The organism is Aeromonas sp. s4 (assembly GCF_040907855.1).
Taxonomy (GTDB): Bacteria; Pseudomonadota; Gammaproteobacteria; order Enterobacterales; family Aeromonadaceae; genus Aeromonas; species Aeromonas caviae.
In genome coordinates, this window is sequence record NZ_JBFOCP010000053.1 from 54,194 (window position 1) to 70,518 (window position 16,325).

16 protein-coding genes are annotated in these 16,325 nt (G+C 62.3%); 5 read left to right on the forward strand and 11 right to left on the reverse strand.

Annotation, left to right across the window (positions count from 1 at the left end; all coding sequences use genetic code 11):
- Nucleotides 1-72: 72 nt before the first annotated feature.
- The 10 genes from AB5Y89_RS18070 to AB5Y89_RS18115 form a co-directional block, all read right to left on the reverse strand.
- Nucleotides 73-261 carry a DUF2065 family protein gene (locus AB5Y89_RS18070; protein WP_010673197.1) on the reverse strand — a complete coding sequence of 63 codons (189 nt, stop codon included), beginning with the start codon at nt 259-261 and terminating at the stop codon, nt 73-75.
- Nucleotides 262-352: 91 nt separating this feature from the next.
- The gene (gene hflC / locus AB5Y89_RS18075) at nt 353-1,237 is read right to left on the reverse strand and encodes a protease modulator HflC (protein ID WP_010673196.1); all 885 of its coding nucleotides are present in this window, start codon (nt 1,235-1,237) and stop codon (nt 353-355) included.
- A 3-nt stretch (nt 1,238-1,240) separates the two neighbouring features.
- Nucleotides 1,241-2,392 (reverse strand): FtsH protease activity modulator HflK, encoded by a 1,152-nt coding sequence (gene hflK / locus AB5Y89_RS18080; protein ID WP_010673195.1) that lies wholly within the window; start codon nt 2,390-2,392, stop codon nt 1,241-1,243.
- A gap of 93 nt (nt 2,393-2,485) precedes the next feature.
- Entirely contained in the window at nt 2,486-3,772 is a 1,287-nt protein-coding gene (hflX, locus tag AB5Y89_RS18085) for a ribosome rescue GTPase HflX (protein WP_010673194.1), read from the reverse strand.
- Nucleotides 3,773-3,835: 63 nt separating this feature from the next.
- The gene (hfq, locus tag AB5Y89_RS18090; RefSeq protein WP_011704864.1) at nt 3,836-4,099 is read right to left on the reverse strand and encodes an RNA chaperone Hfq; all 264 of its coding nucleotides are present in this window, start codon (nt 4,097-4,099) and stop codon (nt 3,836-3,838) included.
- A 72-nt stretch (nt 4,100-4,171) separates the two neighbouring features.
- A complete protein-coding gene (gene miaA, locus AB5Y89_RS18095; protein ID WP_080770083.1) occupies nt 4,172-5,089 on the reverse strand; it encodes a tRNA (adenosine(37)-N6)-dimethylallyltransferase MiaA in 918 nt (305 codons plus the stop codon).
- 92 nt (nt 5,090-5,181) lie between these two features.
- Complete coding sequence (gene mutL / locus AB5Y89_RS18100) at nt 5,182-7,065, reverse strand: DNA mismatch repair endonuclease MutL (RefSeq protein WP_368212127.1); 1,884 nt, start codon at nt 7,063-7,065, stop codon at nt 5,182-5,184.
- 106 nt (nt 7,066-7,171) lie between these two features.
- Nucleotides 7,172-8,722 carry an N-acetylmuramoyl-L-alanine amidase gene (locus tag AB5Y89_RS18105; protein ID WP_041211134.1) on the reverse strand — a complete coding sequence of 517 codons (1,551 nt, stop codon included), beginning with the start codon at nt 8,720-8,722 and terminating at the stop codon, nt 7,172-7,174.
- On the reverse strand, nt 8,713-9,186 hold the full coding sequence (gene tsaE / locus AB5Y89_RS18110) for a tRNA (adenosine(37)-N6)-threonylcarbamoyltransferase complex ATPase subunit type 1 TsaE (protein ID WP_286700526.1): 474 nt from the start codon (nt 9,184-9,186) through the stop codon (nt 8,713-8,715). The genes AB5Y89_RS18105 and tsaE overlap by 10 nt, the downstream gene beginning before the upstream one ends.
- A 17-nt stretch (nt 9,187-9,203) precedes the next feature.
- Complete coding sequence (locus AB5Y89_RS18115; protein ID WP_286700527.1) at nt 9,204-10,706, reverse strand: NAD(P)H-hydrate dehydratase; 1,503 nt, start codon at nt 10,704-10,706, stop codon at nt 9,204-9,206.
- A gap of 99 nt (nt 10,707-10,805) precedes the next feature.
- On the opposite strand from AB5Y89_RS18115, the gene queG reads away from it, so the two are divergent.
- Together queG and ppgK are read left to right on the forward strand one after the other, a co-directional pair.
- The gene (gene queG, locus AB5Y89_RS18120; protein WP_324050194.1) at nt 10,806-11,960 is read left to right on the forward strand and encodes a tRNA epoxyqueuosine(34) reductase QueG; all 1,155 of its coding nucleotides are present in this window, start codon (nt 10,806-10,808) and stop codon (nt 11,958-11,960) included.
- Nucleotides 11,961-12,043: 83 nt separating this feature from the next.
- Entirely contained in the window at nt 12,044-12,787 is a 744-nt protein-coding gene (ppgK, locus tag AB5Y89_RS18125; protein WP_010673187.1) for a polyphosphate--glucose phosphotransferase, read from the forward strand.
- Between the two features lie 52 nt (nt 12,788-12,839).
- Here the strand turns inward: ppgK and AB5Y89_RS18130 are convergent, their stop codons facing one another.
- On the reverse strand, nt 12,840-13,295 hold the full coding sequence (locus tag AB5Y89_RS18130) for a hypothetical protein (protein ID WP_010673186.1): 456 nt from the start codon (nt 13,293-13,295) through the stop codon (nt 12,840-12,842).
- Nucleotides 13,296-13,767: 472 nt separating this feature from the next.
- On the opposite strand from AB5Y89_RS18130, the gene metN reads away from it, so the two are divergent.
- Genes metN through metQ form a run of 3 tightly spaced genes read left to right on the forward strand, consistent with a single transcriptional unit; the run spans nt 13,768 to nt 16,272 of the window.
- Nucleotides 13,768-14,811 (forward strand): methionine ABC transporter ATP-binding protein MetN, encoded by a 1,044-nt coding sequence (gene metN, locus AB5Y89_RS18135; RefSeq protein ID WP_128274134.1) that lies wholly within the window; start codon nt 13,768-13,770, stop codon nt 14,809-14,811.
- On the forward strand, nt 14,792-15,445 hold the full coding sequence (locus AB5Y89_RS18140) for a methionine ABC transporter permease (protein WP_029313844.1): 654 nt from the start codon (nt 14,792-14,794) through the stop codon (nt 15,443-15,445). The genes metN and AB5Y89_RS18140 overlap by 20 nt, the downstream gene beginning before the upstream one ends.
- Nucleotides 15,446-15,471: 26 nt before the next feature.
- Nucleotides 15,472-16,272: a methionine ABC transporter substrate-binding lipoprotein MetQ gene (gene metQ, locus AB5Y89_RS18145; protein WP_010673183.1), complete on the forward strand. Its 801-nt coding sequence runs from the start codon at nt 15,472-15,474 to the stop codon at nt 16,270-16,272.
- Nucleotides 16,273-16,325: the final 53 nt, after the last annotated feature.

Below are 16,325 nucleotides of genomic sequence, written 5' to 3' on the forward strand. Positions count from 1 at the left end.
ATAAAAAAGAGGCCCTCTGGCCTCTTTTTTATTGTCCGAATTCCCCGTGCCACTGTCGTATCAACACAGGCTCTAACGGGCCAACGCCCACAAGATGACACCACCTGCCACCACCAGACAGCCGCCGATGCGGCGCAGCTGTTCCGGCGGCAACTCCCCGAGCAGGCGCAGCATCTGCTGCCATGCCCTGGGAGCGAGCAAGGGCCCCAATCCTTCGAAGAGCAGCAGCAACCCCAGCCCCATCAACATGGATGTCAGCATCACCTCTCCCTATCCCTGTTCCCCTGCCGGTCTGTGGCCGGCAAACAAAAGGGCCTGAATCATCAGGCCCTTGGGTCATATCAACACATGTTTACTGCTTGTTGCCGTGCGGCGACTTGAGGTAGCGGAAGAACTCGCTGTCCGGTTTCAGGACCATGAGGTCGTTGCCACCGGCGAAGCTCTTGCGATAGGCCTCCATGCTGCGCACGAAACTGAAGAACTCCGGGTCCTTCTTGTAGCTGTCGGCATAGATCCTGGCGGCTTCGGCATCCCCTTCACCACGCAGTTGACGGGCATTACTCTCGGCGTCGGCGATCATCACGGTCACCTTGCGGTCGATGTCGGCACGCAGGATCTCGGCCTGCTCGCGGCCCTGTGAACGGTGTTCACGGGCAACCGCGGTCCGCTCGGCACGCATCCGCTGATAGATGGAACTGGAAACTTCCACCGGCAGGTTGATCTGCTTGATGCGCACATCCACCACCTTGATGCCGAGCTCGGAGGAGCGCGCCATCTTCATCAGGGCATCTTCCATCACGGTACTGCGCTCGCCGGAGACGATGTCCTTGATGGTGCGGTTACCGATCTCGGAACGCAGGCCGTTGTTGATCTTGCGCTTGAGCAGGTCTTCAGCCTGGATCTTGTTGCCACCACCGGTCGCCAGGTAGTACTTGGAGAAGTCCTCGATCTTCCACTTCACGTAGGAGTCGATGATGAGGTCCTTCTTCTCGGACGTAACGAAGCGATCAGCCTGGCCTTCCAGAGTCTGGATGCGGGCATCCATCTTGCGTACCTGGTCGATGAGCGGCACCTTGAAGTGCAGACCCGGCTCGTACAGGCGCGGTTCACCAGAGTCGACCCGTTTCACCTTGCCAAACTGCACCACGATCCCCTTCTGTCCTTCATCGACGATGAAGATGGAAGAGAAGCAGACCATGGCCGCCACAGCGATGACACCAATAGCTAGCTTTTTCATCTATCAGTTTCTCCCTGTGCTGAAACGATCACCGCCACGCAGCGGGGTCGGAGTGGAGTTGGCCCCTTCGTTGGACGGCTGGGCCGCCTCGACTGCCGGGGTGCCCGCAGGACGTGCCGGTTGCACGGCATTCGCCTTGCCAGAGAGCTTGTCGAGCGGCAGGTAGATCATGCTGTTGTTGCCAGCCGGCATGTCGACCACCACCTTGTTGGCCTGCTGATAGAGCTCTTCCATGGTTTCCAGGTAGATACGATCACGGGTCAGCTCGGGCGCGGCCTGATACTGGGGCAGCAGCTCGTTGAAGCGAGCGACTTCACCCTTGGCCTTCAACACGATCTGGGACTTGTAGGCTTCGGCCTCCTGCTCCAGACGTTTGACCTGGCCACGAGCCTTGGGCTCCACTTCACGGGCATAGGCTTCCGCTTCACGGATGAAACGCTGCTCATCTTCCTGGGCGGAGATGGCGTCATCAAACGCATCCTTCACCTCTTCCGGCGGACGCGCCGGCAGGAAGTTGACGTCCACGATCTGCAGACCCATCTGATAGGGCTCGATGATGCTGTCGATCACCTGCCAGGTTTCCTGACGCACCTTCTCACGACCCGTGGTCAGCACATCGTCCATCCGGGTGTGACCCACCACGTAGCGCAGGGCGCTGTCGGTGGCCTGGCTCAGGCTCTCGTCGGCGTTGGTCACGCTGAACAGGTACTGCTCGGGATCGACCACGCGATACTGTACGTCCATCTCGACCCGTACCACGTTCTCATCCTGGGTCAGCATGAAACCGGACGCCGGCAGGGAACGGACAGACTCCACGTCCACCGGGATCACCCGGTCGATGAAGGTCGGTTTCCAGCGCAGACCGGGATCCACGTTGTGGGAGTATTCGCCAAAGCGCAGCACCACGCCCCGCTCGGCTTCGCGAATGGTGTAGAAGCCGCTGACGACCCACACCACCACGGCCACCACCAAGGCGATGGAGAGGCCGAACTTGCCGACGTCACCACCACCGGATTTGCCACCACCGAGCAGACCGCCAAAACGACGGCTCACCTTGCGAAGCATCTCGTCCAGATCAGGGGGGCCCTGATTCTTGCCGTTGTTCCCCCAGGGGTCACGGTCTTTGCCATTGTTACCAGGCTCATTCCAAGCCATCAGCGTCTCCATTAATACATGCGGATGGATATCATCTCTATCGGGCCACAGAGGGGTGATGAAATCAGCAAACCAGTTATGTTCATCGACCCATCAATGCCTGATAAAGCGTTGTAAACTCTCACCTTCTTGTTTCATGAGGCGGTTCCAGTCAGCCAGTTGCAGGCGAACTTCCAGCACAAAGTCCCCCTCCTCGCTGAAACCTTCCTGCTCGATACCTTTCAGCCGATAGAGCGCACTGCGCAGTCTGGCGGCGGAAGGGGGCAGTTGCAGGGTGTGATGCACCATGGAGCCGGCCAGCAGTTCAGTCAGTGCCTGGAACAGGTATTCACTGCCCTCGCCAGTCTGGGCCGACAACCAGACTCGCACCGGTCGTCCAGCCTCATCCCGTTCAAGACCAGCCGGACGATCCCCCAGCTTGTCGATCTTGTTGCAGATCATCAGTTGGGGACGGTCATCCGCCTCGATCTCGGCCAGCACACGCTGGACCGACTCGATATTCTCCTGCATCTGTTCATCGGCGCAGTCCACCACATGCAGCAGCAGGTCCGCTTCGCGAGTCTCCTGCAGGGTCGCCTTGAAGGCCGCGACCAGATCATGGGGCAAGTGCCGAATAAATCCAACTGTATCCGCCAGGATCACATCACCCACATCCTGGATCACCAATTTGCGCAGGGTGGGGTCCAGGGTTGCGAACAATTGGTCGGCAGCATACACGCTGGCATCTGTAAGTTGGTTGAACAAAGTGGATTTTCCGGCGTTGGTATACCCCACCAGAGAAACGGTCGGCACTTCGTTGCGGTTGCGGGCACGGCGCCCCTGCTCCCGCTGCTTGGCCACCTTGTCGAGGCGGCGCAAAATGGCCTTGATGCGCTCACGCAGCAGGCGTCGGTCGGTTTCAAGCTGGGTTTCACCCGGGCCGCGCAGACCGATCCCCCCCTTTTGTCGCTCAAGGTGGGTCCAGCCTCGCACCAGACGAGTGGAAAGATGGCGCAACTGGGCCAGTTCGACCTGCAACTTGCCTTCGTGAGTGCGGGCGCGCTGGGCGAAGATATCGAGGATAAGGCCAGTCCTGTCCACGACCCGGCACTGGAACAGACGCTCCAGGTTGCGCTCCTGGGCAGGGGTCAGGGCATGGTTGAAGATGACCACGTCGGCGTCCAGCATCTGGACCTGGGACGCGATCTCTTCCGCCTTGCCGCTGCCGACAAAAAATTTGGCGCTGGGTGCGCTGCGACTGGTGGTGATCACCCCCAGTGCATTGACCCCGGCCGAGCTCACCAGCATCTTGAGCTCGTCCAGATCCTCCCGCTCGCCCTCATCGCTGAAGTTGACATGTACCAGAACGGCCTGTTCACCAGCTTCGTAACGGTCAAACAAGCGCTTGCTCCTTGACAGGTATCATGATGGATCTGAGTTGGCGAGTGAACTCGCCGCAGGATATCACGCCTCGGCTTCACCCTGCTCTTCACCGGCGGCGCCCGGGGCGTGCTGGTGATGGTTGACGGCACGGGCCGGCACCACGGTGGAAATGGCGTGCTTGTAGACCATCTGGCTCACGGTGTTCTTCAGCAGAATGACAAACTGGTCAAACGATTCGATCTGACCCTGCAGTTTGATGCCGTTCACCAAATAGATAGAAACAGGAATACGCTCACGGCGCAGCGCATTCAAAAACGGGTCTTGGAGAGATTGCCCCTTAGCCATCTTTCTTTTCCTTATAGTTTGTTGTTTTTAAACACCGGATATTCAATATAACAACCTGATTATACAGGAGTGTCAAGCCGGACCAGCTTGGGCGACGACCCTGGCCAGATTGCCAGACTCACCAGATTCCAACCAGGTCACATCAGGCCAACCGCGCAACCAGGTCATCTGACGCTTGGCCAACTGGCGGGTGGCAACAATGCCGCGATAACGCATCTCATCATACTCCACTTCCCCCGCCAGGTAGTCCCACATTTGGCGGTATCCCACGCAGCGAATGGAGGGAAGATCCGGGGTGAGATCCCCCCGCTCGTAAAGCGCCCTGACCTCCTGCTCGAAGCCGCTGCCCAGCATCTTGTCAAACCGCTGTTCGATGCGCTGGTGCAGCACGGCCCGATCCCTCGGCGCGATGGCAAACTGCAGCGCCCGGTAGGGCAGCCCCTCTCCCTGTACCTGGGTCAGCTCGGTGAGGGTCTTGCCGCTGATGCGGTAAACCTCGAGCGCCCGGCACAGGCGCTGGGGATCGTTGGGGTGGATGCGGGCACCGGCCACCGGGTCGATGCGCACCAGTTCGTCATGGAGCGCCTGCCAGCCGAGGCGGGCAGCCTCTTCCTCGATGCCGGCCCGAATGGCGGGATCGGCGGAAGGCAGCGGAGAAAGCCCCTCCAGCAGCGCCTTGAAATAGAGCATGGTGCCGCCCACCAGCAGCGGAATGCGACCACGGTCGGCGATCTCTTTCATCTCCCGCAGGGCATCCTTGCAAAAATCCGCCGCCGAATAACTCATGGCGGGATCCAGGATGTCGATCAGCCGGTGCGGGGCCTGCGCCAGCTCGGCTGGCGTCGGCTTGGCGGTGCCTATGTCCATGCCGCGATAGATTAGCGCGGAGTCCACGCTGATGATGTCGCAGGGCAGGGCCTGGCACAGTTCAATGGCGAGATCCGTCTTGCCGGAGGCCGTCGGCCCCATCAGAAAAATTGCAGTCGGCAAGTCAGCCACGTTAAACACTCCCTTCGGCCGCCCCTTCACGGGCGAACCGGCATAAAACTGGTCATATGGATGCAACAGACGACGAGACGCCGTCAGTTGCCATCGGCAAACTCGGCCAGCACGTTCGCCAGCGGCAACGGACGCACCATGCGAACGTCTGCCAGTTGGTCACTGAAATCGGCAACAAGTTCCGTCAACAACCGGGTGGCAGTGGCAAAATCGTATATTTTTTCGGCACTTATGCCTTGCTCCACCAACCACTGGCATAGTACTCCAGCCTGCGCATCGGCATCACTGTCAGATCCGCTCTCGACCAGCTGCAACAATTCGGGTAAGAGGCGGGCCAGATCGGTCTGGCGCAGCAGGGCAGGCACCCGAGTCAGGATCATGGTGTCGCGTCCCCCGCTTTTCAACTCCAGCCCCATGCGTTTGAGCAGACGTTCCCGCTCCTCCACCAGGGCGACCAGGTTTTTCGGCAGCTTGAAGGAGACCGGCAGCAACAGAGGCTGGGCCGCCAGCCCCTGGCCCCAGGCATCCAGCAGCCAGTGGCGCAACAACAGACGCTCGGCACGTACCAGGGAGAGCAGCGCCAGTTGCCCCTGACGCTCCATCAGCAGATAGGCCTGCTCGACCAGGCTCAGGGCACGCCACACCCCCGTTCGGGCAGGCGTCTCGACGGCACCGCTCTCGGCTACGGGCCGGGATGCCGGCATCGCCACCTCGGGCAGGGTGGTGAGCAAGGCGCCCATGCCTCGCATGGCGGCCCGGCTCGGGGGTTCGGGAGGCTGGTAGTGTCCTCCCCTGCCACCACTGCCTTCCCGCACGCCGTCGCCATCTCGCGCAGGGGCAGGAGCCCGATAGCCGTGTTCGGCACCGTACCACTCGGTGCGCGGCGCCTGACCCGGATAGGTGACCTCCGGGCTGCCCGGCAGCTCGACCTGGGTCTCGGCCAGGGGGGCATCGGTGGCGCTCCCTGCCCCGTCCTGGCGCAGTGCGGTAAACAGCGCCTGGAAGATGAAATCGTGGATGAGACGCGCCTGATGGAAACGCACTTCGTGCTTGGCCGGATGGACGTTGACATCCACCTGGCGGGGATCCAGCTCGATATAGAGCACATAGGCCGCGAAGCGATCGGCGGGCAGCAGCTCGTCATAGGCCTGGCGAATGGCGTGATTGATGAGCTTGTCCCGCATCATGCGGCCATTGACATAGGTGTATTGCAGGTCGTTCTGCGGCCTGGCTCCTGCCGGGGTGGCCAGCCAGCCCCACAACCGCACGTCGCTGTGTTCGCTCGATACCGCCAGGGCATGGTGCATGAAGGGGGAACCGCAGACGGCGGCGAGGCGGCGCTCCTGCTCCGCCACCGTGTTGGCCGCCTTGTACTGGCGCACCACCTTGCCGTTGTGGCGCAGGATCAGGGTAGCGTCGAAGCGGGAGAGCGCGATGCGGCGCACCAGTTCGTCGATATGGGCAAATTCGGTCTTTTCGCTGCGCATGAACTTGCGCCGCGCCGGGGTGTTGAAGAAGAGATCCACCACCTCCACCGTGGTGCCCACCGGGTGGGCTGCCGGCTTGACGGTGACGCTCATCTCACGCCCTTCCGCCTGGGCCTGCCAGGCCTCGCTCTGCTCTGCCGTGCGGGAGGTGAAGGTGAGGCGGGAGACGGAGCTGATGGAGGCGAGCGCCTCCCCGCGAAAGCCCAGGCTGTTGATCCCTTCCAGATCGTCCAGGGTCGCCACCTTGGAGGTGGCGTGGCGCGACAGCGCCAGCACCAGCTCATCCCTGGCGACACCGCAGCCGTTGTCACGAATGCGGATAAGCTTGGCGCCTCCCTTGTCGATGTCGATCTCGACCCGGTCAGCCCCCGCATCCAGGCTGTTTTCCACCAGTTCCTTCACCACGGAGGAGGGCCGCTCCACGACCTCACCGGCAGCAATCTGGTTGGCCAGAATCGGCGGCAATATACGGATTGGCATCGCTTGCTCCTGCAGATGAAAAAGGGGAAGAGGTGGACCTGGCGCCATCAACGCTCACCGCCCCTCCCTGCCATCGGCAGAGAAGGGCAGCGTTCTTCAGCCCGCGCTATTTTCGCGGAATATAGAGCACCTGCCCTATCTGGATGTCCCGTGACTTGAGCTTGTTGATCTCCACCAGTCGCGCCTGACTCACCCCATGTTTCTCGGCGAGACGGGAGAGACTCTGGCCACGGGTGACCACGTGGCGGATCATGTTGGACTTGTCGTTGCTCTGCACGCTGGCTACCGGCGCACTCGGCTCCTGGGCTGCGACCTTGTAAGGTTTGATCACGCCGGCACCGGAGGCGCTGCCGACGCTGCTGACCGGGGCGCCGCCCTCACCAACGCGATAGGGCTCGCTCGCCGGCATCCGGTTGGTCACGACCTGCTGCGTTGGCTGGGCAACCGGCTTGCTGACGGCGACCGGCTTGCTGGCAGGCGCCTGACGCGGCGGGGCGGCAACCTGGCCCTTGCCGGTGAGCATGGGCCCCTTGGTCGGATGGCTGCGGTAATAGTTGCGGATCCCCTCGAAGATGGCCCGGGCCAGCTGATCCTGATAGCTGGCGGTGGCCAGCAGCTTCTCCTCGGCGTGGTTCGAGATAAAGCCCGTCTCCACCAGTACCGAGGGGATGTCCGGCGCCTTCAGCACCGCCAGGCTCGCATGTTCCGGCGCCTTCTTGTGCAATCTGGCCACCCGGCCGAGCGAGCGTAGGATCTGGCGGCTGACGTCATAGCCTTCGGCCCTGGACTTGTCCATGGAGAGATCCAGGAAGGTCTGCGCCAGATAGGGGTTGGGATCAGACTCGGCCAATACCTTGCCAACGCCCCCCAGCAGCTCCCCCTGCTTCTCCTGCTTCTCGAGCCAGCTACCCATCTCGCGGTTGGCGCGGTTGGTCGACAGCACCCAGACGGAGGCACCGCGAGGAGTCGAGTTGTGGAAGCTGTCGGCATGCACCGACACCAGCAGGTCTGCCTTGGCCTTGCGGGCGATTTCGGAGCGTTTGTTGAGATCGACGAAGTAGTCGCCACGGCGGGTCAGCACGGCTCGCATGCCGGGCTCCCGGTCGATGAGGGCCGCCAGCTTCTGGGAGACCGCCAGGGTCACCCGCTTCTCGTAGGTGCGGCGCGGGCCGATGGAGCCCGGGTCTTCCCCGCCGTGACCAGGATCGATGGCGATGACGATGGCCTTGCCGTGCCCCCCGACGGGAGCGGGCTGCGCCGCAGCGCTCCCCTTCTCTTCATAGGGAAGATCGATCACAAGACGGTGGCCATAGGGACCTGCTGGCGCCAGCGGGAAGACCACCGGCTTGATGGCAGAGCCGAGATCCAGCACCAGTCGCAGGCCGCCCTTCTCCAGCGGCGTGCTCTCGCGGATCTTGCGCACCAGCTCGCTCTTGTTCTCGATGCGGGCCAGGTTGGTGGCGTTGCTCGCCCCTTTCAGGTCGATGACCAGACGGTTCGGACCGGTCAGGGTGAAGTAGTTGAAATTGGGGGCGCTGCTCATGTCGAGCACCACCCGGGTGTTGTCCGGTGATGGCCACACCCGCACACTCTTGAGCTGATTGGCCCAGGTGGGCAACGCCATCAGGGAGAGAACAAAGACAAGGATCACGCGCACTGAGATGACAACCGTTCCAGAATGGCTTCGCCGATAGCAGTGCGGGCATCAATCTGCACCTCGCGCTGCTCGTTTGCATAACTCAGGGTGATCTCGAGATCCGGGGCTGGCAGCCAGCCCTCGCCCTTCTGTGGCCACTCCACCAGGCAGAGGGTATCGGCGGCGAAATAGTCGCGAATGCCCATGAACTCCAGCTCTTCCGGGTCCGCCAGTCGATAGAGATCGAAGTGATAGACCTGCCACTGGGCAAGCTCATAGGGCTCCACCAGGGTATAGGTCGGACTCTTGACCTTGCCCTCATGACCCAGTCCCTGCACCCAGCCTCGGGTCAGGGTGGTTTTGCCGGCCCCGAGGGCACCGTGCAGAAATACCGTGGTGGCCTGTTGGCACGCCTTTGCCAGACGGCCACCCAGCGCCACTGTTGCTGCCTCGTCCGGCAGTGTCATCATCAAGGTTTTTGCCATGTTCTTCTTGTTACTTGTTACTGTGTCGGATTGACCAGACGACGGATCCAGGGCAGCAGATCCGATGCCAGCATGCCCCTCTCACCCTCGGCAGCGGCCAGATCGGCGGCCTCTGCGTGGATCACGGCCCCGAGTCGGGTGGCCATGCCCGCAGACCAGCCCTGAGCCAGAAGGGCGGCGATTATACCAGACAAGAGGTCACCCATGCCGCCACTGGCCATGCCGGGGTTACCCTCGTCGCACAGGGAAATGCGCCTGCCGTCGCAGATGAGCGACCCCGCCCCCTTGAGCAACACCACACCACCGTAGCGCTGTTGCAGTCGCGAGACGGCCGCAAACCTGTCCCCCTCGATCTCGGCGATGGTGCAGCCCAGCAGGCGAGCCGCCTCCCCGGGGTGGGGCGTGAGCACCCAATTATCCTGATGACGGGGGGCCTGCGCCAGCCAATTCAATCCATCGGCGTCCAATACCAGTGGCACGGCGGCTCCGATGCCCTGTTCGAACCGGGCCCGGCCCCACTCATCCTGACCGAGCCCGGGGCCCAGTACCTGCACAGATGCCCACCCTTCATCCATGTCCGCCGGGCATCCCATCAGCTCGGGTTGAACCAGGCTGGCCGCCGGGCAATCTGGGTGCTGGCGCAGGCGTACCAATCCCGCCCCCGCCCGCAGACAGGCCTGACCCGCCAGCAGGATCGCTCCCTGCATGCCGAGGTTCCCCCCCGTCAGCAGTACCTTGCCGCTGTGTCCCTTGTGAGCCGAGCGCCTGCGCGGGGTCAGCAACCCCTTGAGGCTGGGATAATCGATCCGCTCGGCAGCGGGAACCCGTTCCTCCCCCGGCGTCACTCCCAGGGGATCCCGGTCGAGGTGGCCGACTCCGTCCACCCCGTCGGCGGTGAGCATGCCCTGCTTGATGCCGATGAAAGTGAGGGTGCGGGTGGCGCGCACCAGTGCGCCCATGGCGCGGCCGGTGTCGGCATTGAGACCGGAGGGGAGATCCACCGCCAGCACGGGCGCGTTCAAGCCATTGATTGTTGCGACGATCTTTGTCATTGACGAGGAGAGGGGAAGCTGGACGCCGGTACCGAGCAGTGCGTCTATGACCAGATCCGGCGGCGGCAGCGTGGCGGGCAGCAGATCCTCGGCCATGGTCACGCTCCCCCCCGATGCGAGCCACTCTTCGGCAGCCCGCCTGGCATCTCCCCTCAGCAGGCCGGGAGCCCGGGCGGCAATCACCAGAGGCTCGAGGCCGATGCGCCGGGCAAGGCGGGCCAGCACGTAGCCGTCCCCGCCGTTGTTGCCAGGGCCGACGAAGATCCACCACTGACGGCTGTCGGGCCAGTGGTGACAGGCATAGTTGCACAGCGCACTCCCGGCCCGCTCCATCAGCACATAGAGGGGCAACCCTTCCTGCTCGGCCCAGCGCCGTTCCATGCTGCGGATCTGCTCGGCCCGCCACAGGGGTTGTGCTAGACTCTCCCACTCATTTTTGCGGATAGCGTCCCCGAACACCTCTACCATGACGGCCCCCACGTTTCATCATCCCATGACCCGGCAACTGGCACGCCATATTGCCGCCCTGCGCCTGCCACACTCCTGCAGGAAGAGAGGGGATGCTGCATGACGGCTGCCGAACTTGCGCAACTGGCCCACGATATCAAGCTCTGGGCAAGGGAGCTAGGATTTGACCAGGTCGGCATCGCCGACACCGATCTCACCCTGGAAGAGCCGAGGTTGCAGGCCTGGCTGGATGCAGGTTATCACGGCACCATGGACTACATGGCGCGCCACGGCATGATGAGGGCCCGCCCTCACGAGCTGTTGCCGGGCACCTTGCGGGTCATCTCGGTGCGGATGAACTACCTCCCGTTCGAGGCGGGCTTTGCCGCCACCCTGCGCGATCCCACCCTCGGCTACATCAGCCGCTATGCCCTCGGCCGCGACTACCACAAGGTGCTGCGCAACCGGCTCAAGCAGTTGGGGGAGCGCATTGAGCAGCGGTGCGACACCCTGTTGCGGGCGGCGGGACAAACCCTGGGCGAGTGGCGCCCCTTTGTCGACTCGGCCCCTATTTTGGAAAGGCCGCTGGCGGCCAAGGCCGGCCTTGGCTGGGTGGGCAAGCACTCGCTGCTGATCAACGAGTCCGCCGGCTCCTTCTTCTTTCTGGGAGAATTGCTCATCGCCCTGCCGCTGCCCGTGGATGCCCCGGTGGAGAAGGAGCTGTGTGGCAAGTGCGTGGCCTGCATCAATATCTGCCCCACCGGTGCCATCATCGCCCCCTATGTGGTAGACGGACGGCGCTGCATCTCCTATCTCACCATCGAGAATGACGGCCCCATTCCCGAGGAGTTCAGGCCGCTCATGGGCAATCGCATCTATGGCTGTGACGACTGCCAGCTCATCTGCCCCTGGAACCGCTATGCCGATGCCAGCCCGGAGCCCGACTTCAGCCCGCGCCCCAATCTGCACCGCCCGCCCCTCTTGACCTTGTGGGGCTGGAGCGAGGCCGAATTTCTCAAACACACGGAAGGCAGCCCCATCCGCCGCATCGGCTATCAGCGCTGGCGCCGCAACCTGGCAGTGGCCCTTGGCAACGGGCCGGCCAGCAGCGAGGTCCTGGCCGCCCTGCAACAGGCGCTGCCTGAGGCGGCGCCCATGGTAGCCGAGCATATCGAGTGGGCGCTGGCGACCCTGGCCAGGCGTCAGCAGGAAGAGAATAAAAAGACGCGATTGCTGATCCGCTGCATCGAAAAAGGTCTGCCGGATCACGCATAAGTGATCTGGCTCTTGCCGGATCGCAGCCATTTTTTCATGCTCTGCCGACCATTGAACATCGGCACAATAAAAGGAAGATTCTGATGCAGATGCTGGGAGTAGATATTGGGGGGTCCGGGATCAAGGGCTGCCTGGTCGACACCGAAACCGGGGAGCTGATTGGCGAACGCCACCGCATCGCCACACCGCAACCGGCAACCCCGGCCGCCGTGGCACACACCCTCAAGGCGCTGGTCGAGCACTTCCAATGGAAGGGGCCCGTGGGGTGCGGGTTTCCCGCCACCATCCACAACGGCATCGCCAAGAATGCCTCCAACATCGACAAGAGCTGGATTGAGACCGATGCCGCCCACCTGTTTGCCGATGTGACCGGCCTGCCCTGCCATGTCCTGAACGACGCCGATGCGGCCGGTCTGGCGGAGATGCGCTTTGGCACCGGGCAGGATCGCCAGGGGGTCATCATTCTCATCACCGTCGGCACCGGCATCGGTACCGCCGTCTTCGTCAATGGCCAGTTGCTGCCCAATACCGAGCTGGGTCACCTGATGCTGGAAGGCATGGTGGCCGAACACTATTGCTCCGATGCGGTGCGCAAGCGCGAGGATCTTTCCTGGGGCCGCTGGGGCAAACGTTTCAACAAATACCTGGCTCGCCTGGAGTTTCTGTTCTCCCCCGACCTCTTCATCCTGGGGGGCGGCAGCGCCGCCAAGCTCGACAAGTTCATCGACAAGATTGAGACCCGGGCTCCCCTGGTGGCGGCCGCGAACCTCAACCAGGCCGGCATCATAGGCGCCGCCCTCTATGGCGCGGCCCGGCAAGGGGGCTGACCGCCAGCAACATCAGAAGACCCGGCCCGTGCCGGGTCTCTCTCATCCGGGCTCAGAGATCGTCGAGGCGATGAGCACCGTGTACCAGACGGGTCAGGCGGGATTGGGCCATGGAGGCCAGGGCTTTCAGCAGCGCCGCCGTGTCGGGCGTGGGGCACTCCCGGGCCAGACGTTCCAGCTCGCCGATGAGCCTCTCCTCCTGGCGTGACACCAGGGCCACTATCTCCGCGGGCTGGGTTGTGGCGGGCAGCGCCAGACGATCCCCCTCGGCCAGCAGATCCTCGCCAAATCCCTGATCCAGCCAGGTCTCCTTCACCGCGCTTCCCATCTGCTCGCGATAATCGTGCAGATGAGCCGCCGCGGCATCCTCCCGCCCTTGCAAATAGGCCAGCAACATCCTGCTGCGCTCAGCATCCACCCGGGGGATCTGGCGCCCGTAAATGTGCCCTTGCCGATGATGAAGCTCCTCGAGATAGAGCATCAGGTCCTTGATCTGTTGGAATCGCATCTCGCCTCCCTCCTGGCATCCACCTGCAGCCAGTATAGGGAGCTGGCATGTCGACACGGCCACGAACTGGTCATTTATTGTTCTGCATCAAGGAGATGGAAAAGAAAACAGAAAAAGAGACGGCAGGAGGAAGGGGAAACCGGCAGCGATGCTGCCCGGACGACCGGGCACCTTGTCCGAAGGGGAGGCATCAAATCGACGACATAAGAGATATTTACCAGCTTATATTCGGACTAGAGTCATCAAATCGGAATCTAATATTGATACTGGTGGTGATACCTCCACACCATAGTCAAATGGCGGGAATCCTTATCCATTTTTTAGACGTCTAGACGTAAAAACATGCGTTGACACAGCCATCCGGACATCTTAGCATCATCCTCCATGATGACAGAGCTACCCAGTGAAACCTCTGCCCAATTTACCCGCCTGTAGCGCCCTGTGCTTTAAGGCTGTTAGCACGGAAGAATCCATGATTAAGTTGATCGGTCTCAACAAAGTCTACGGTAAAGGCAGTGATGCCGTGCACGCCCTGCGTGACGTGAGCCTGCATGTGCCCCAAGGCAAGATCTTCGGGGTGATCGGTGCCTCCGGTGCCGGCAAGAGTACCCTCATCCGCTGCGTCAACCTGCTGGAGCGCCCCACCGAGGGGCAGGTCATCGTCGATGGCCAGGACCTGGTCGCCCTGAGCGAGCGGGATCTGACTCAAGCTCGCCGCCAGATCGGCATGATCTTCCAGCACTTCAACCTGCTGGCCTCTCGCACCGTCTCCGCCAACATCGCCTTCCCGCTGGAGCTGGCGGGCTGGAGCAAGGACAAGATCCAGAGCCGGGTCAGCGAACTGCTGGCCCTGGTCGGGCTGGAAGCCCGTGCCCACGCCTATCCGTCCGAGCTCTCCGGCGGGCAGAAGCAGCGCGTCGCCATCGCCCGCGCCCTGGCATCGGCTCCCAAGGTCCTGCTGTGTGACGAGGCCACCTCGGCCCTCGACCCGCAGACCACCCGCTCGATCCTGACCCTGCTCAAGGAGATCAACGTCAAGCTGGGGCTCACCATACTGCTCATCACCCACGAAATGGACGTGGTGAAGGGGATCTGCGACGAAGTGGCCATCATCAGCGACGGCCGTCTCATCGAGCAGGGGGAAGTGGCCTGGTTCTTCAGCAATGCCAAGACCCAGCTGGCCCGGGATTTCATCCACTCCACCATCCACCTGGAAGTGCCCCAGGAGTATCAGGATCGGATGAGTGCCGAGCGGGTGCCCGGCAGCTATCCCCTGGTGAAGCTCGGCTTTACCGGGACCACGGTGGATTCGCCGCTGATTTCCGAGGCGAGCCGCCGTTTCAACATCGACATCAGCATCCTGAGCGCAGACATCGAATACGCCGGTGGCGTCAAGTTCGGCTTCCTGCTGGCGGAACTGTTCGGGGACGAGACCCAGTGCGAGGCCACCCAGCAGTTCCTCATCGACAACCACATTCAGCTGGAGGTAATGGGTTATGTCCGAAGCAATGATTAATCTGCTGATTTCGGCTCTGGGCGACACCCTCATCATGGTGTTTGCCTCCGCCCTGTTCGGCTGCCTGCTCGGCCTGCCGCTCGGCGTGGCACTGCACGTGACCAAGGCGGGCCAGATCCTGGCCAATCCGCTGCTCAACAAGGTCCTGGGCGTCATCGTCAACGTCGGCCGCTCGGTGCCCTTCATCATTCTGCTGGTCGCCATCATTCCGTTGACCCGCTTCATCGTCGGCACCAGCATCGGCACCATCGCCGCCATCGTGCCGCTGACCGTGGGCTGCATTCCCTTCATCGCCCGCCTGGTGGAAGGGGCCCTGATGGAGGTGCCTGACGGCCTGCTGGAAGCGGCCAAGGCCATGGGGGCCAAGCCCCTGCAAATCATCGCCAAGGTGTTGCTGCCCGAGGCCCTGCCGGGGATCCTCAACAGCGTCATCATCACCCTCGTCACCCTGGTGAACTACTCCGCCATGGCAGGTGCCATCGGAGGCGGTGGTCTCGGTGATGTGGGTATTCGCTACGGCTACCAGCGTTTCGATCCCACCGTCATGCTGGTCACCGTGGTCATTCTGGTGGTGCTGGTTCAACTCATCCAGAGCGCGGGTGAGCGCCTGGTCAAACAATGTGATCATCGTTAATCGTCGATTTCTGACAGGAGGTTTTTATGAAATTGGGCATCAAATCCGCAGCAGCTGCGCTGCTGGCAACCCTGGTACTGGTCGGCTGCGGCCAGAAGGAAGAGAACAAGACCCTGAAGGTGGGCGCCATCGCCGGTCCCGAGACCGAGCTGGTTGAGACCGCGGCCAAGGTTGCCAAGGAAAAATACGGCCTGACCGTCGAAGTGGTCACCTTCTCCGACTACGTCACCCCGAACGTGGCCCTGAACGACGGCAGCGTCGACGTCAACGCCTTCCAGCACAAGCCCTACCTGGATGCCCAGATCCGTGATCGCGGCTTCAAGCTGGTCCCGGTCGGCAACACCTTCGTCTACCCGATCGCCGGTTACTCCAAGAAGGTCAAGGCCCTGTCCGAGCTGAAAGACGGTGCCCAGATCGCGGTGCCGAACGATCCGACCAACCTGGGTCGCTCCCTGATCCTGCTGGAGAAGCAGGGCCTGCTGAAGCTTAAAGAGGGTGCCGGTCTGGAAGCGACCGTACTGGACATCGCCAGCAACCCGCGCAACTTCAAGATCGTCGAGCTGGAAGCCGCACAACTGCCGCGCTCCCTGGAAGACGTGGATCTGGCCATCATCAACAACACCTTCGCCGGTCAGATTGGTCTGACCCCGACCGAGAACGGCCTGTTTGTCGAAGACAAGGAGTCCCCCTACGTCAACCTGATCGTTGCTCGCGAGAACAACAAGGACGACGAGAAGGTCAAGGAGTTCGTTCAGTCCTTCCAGACCGACGAGGTCTTCAAGAAGGGGACCGAGCTGTTCAAGGGCGGTCTGGTGAAAGGTTGGTAATCACTCACTCTGGAAAAAAGGCCACGTCAAGCGTGGCCTTTTTTTTTACCCCC

What these genes read in the sequence shown, in the direction of transcription:
- AB5Y89_RS18070 (WP_010673197.1), bottom strand. Translation starts at nt 261, where the DNA reads ATGCTGACATCCATGTTGATGGGGCTGGGGTTGCTGCTGCTCTTCGAA.
- hflC (WP_010673196.1), bottom strand. Translation starts at nt 1,237, where the DNA reads ATGAAAAAGCTAGCTATTGGTGTCATCGCTGTGGCGGCCATGGTCTGC.
- hflK (WP_010673195.1), bottom strand. Translation starts at nt 2,392, where the DNA reads ATGGCTTGGAATGAGCCTGGTAACAATGGCAAAGACCGTGACCCCTGG.
- hfq (WP_011704864.1), bottom strand. Translation starts at nt 4,099, where the DNA reads ATGGCTAAGGGGCAATCTCTCCAAGACCCGTTTTTGAATGCGCTGCGC.
- mutL (WP_368212127.1), bottom strand. Translation starts at nt 7,065, where the DNA reads ATGCCAATCCGTATATTGCCGCCGATTCTGGCCAACCAGATTGCTGCC.
- tsaE (WP_286700526.1), bottom strand. Translation starts at nt 9,186, where the DNA reads ATGGCAAAAACCTTGATGATGACACTGCCGGACGAGGCAGCAACAGTG.
- AB5Y89_RS18115 (WP_286700527.1), bottom strand. Translation starts at nt 10,706, where the DNA reads ATGGTAGAGGTGTTCGGGGACGCTATCCGCAAAAATGAGTGGGAGAGT.
- queG (WP_324050194.1), top strand. Translation starts at nt 10,806, where the DNA reads ATGACGGCTGCCGAACTTGCGCAACTGGCCCACGATATCAAGCTCTGG.
- ppgK (WP_010673187.1), top strand. Translation starts at nt 12,044, where the DNA reads ATGCAGATGCTGGGAGTAGATATTGGGGGGTCCGGGATCAAGGGCTGC.
- AB5Y89_RS18130 (WP_010673186.1), bottom strand. Translation starts at nt 13,295, where the DNA reads ATGCGATTCCAACAGATCAAGGACCTGATGCTCTATCTCGAGGAGCTT.
- metN (WP_128274134.1), top strand. Translation starts at nt 13,768, where the DNA reads ATGATTAAGTTGATCGGTCTCAACAAAGTCTACGGTAAAGGCAGTGAT.
- AB5Y89_RS18140 (WP_029313844.1), top strand. Translation starts at nt 14,792, where the DNA reads ATGTCCGAAGCAATGATTAATCTGCTGATTTCGGCTCTGGGCGACACC.
- metQ (WP_010673183.1), top strand. Translation starts at nt 15,472, where the DNA reads ATGAAATTGGGCATCAAATCCGCAGCAGCTGCGCTGCTGGCAACCCTG.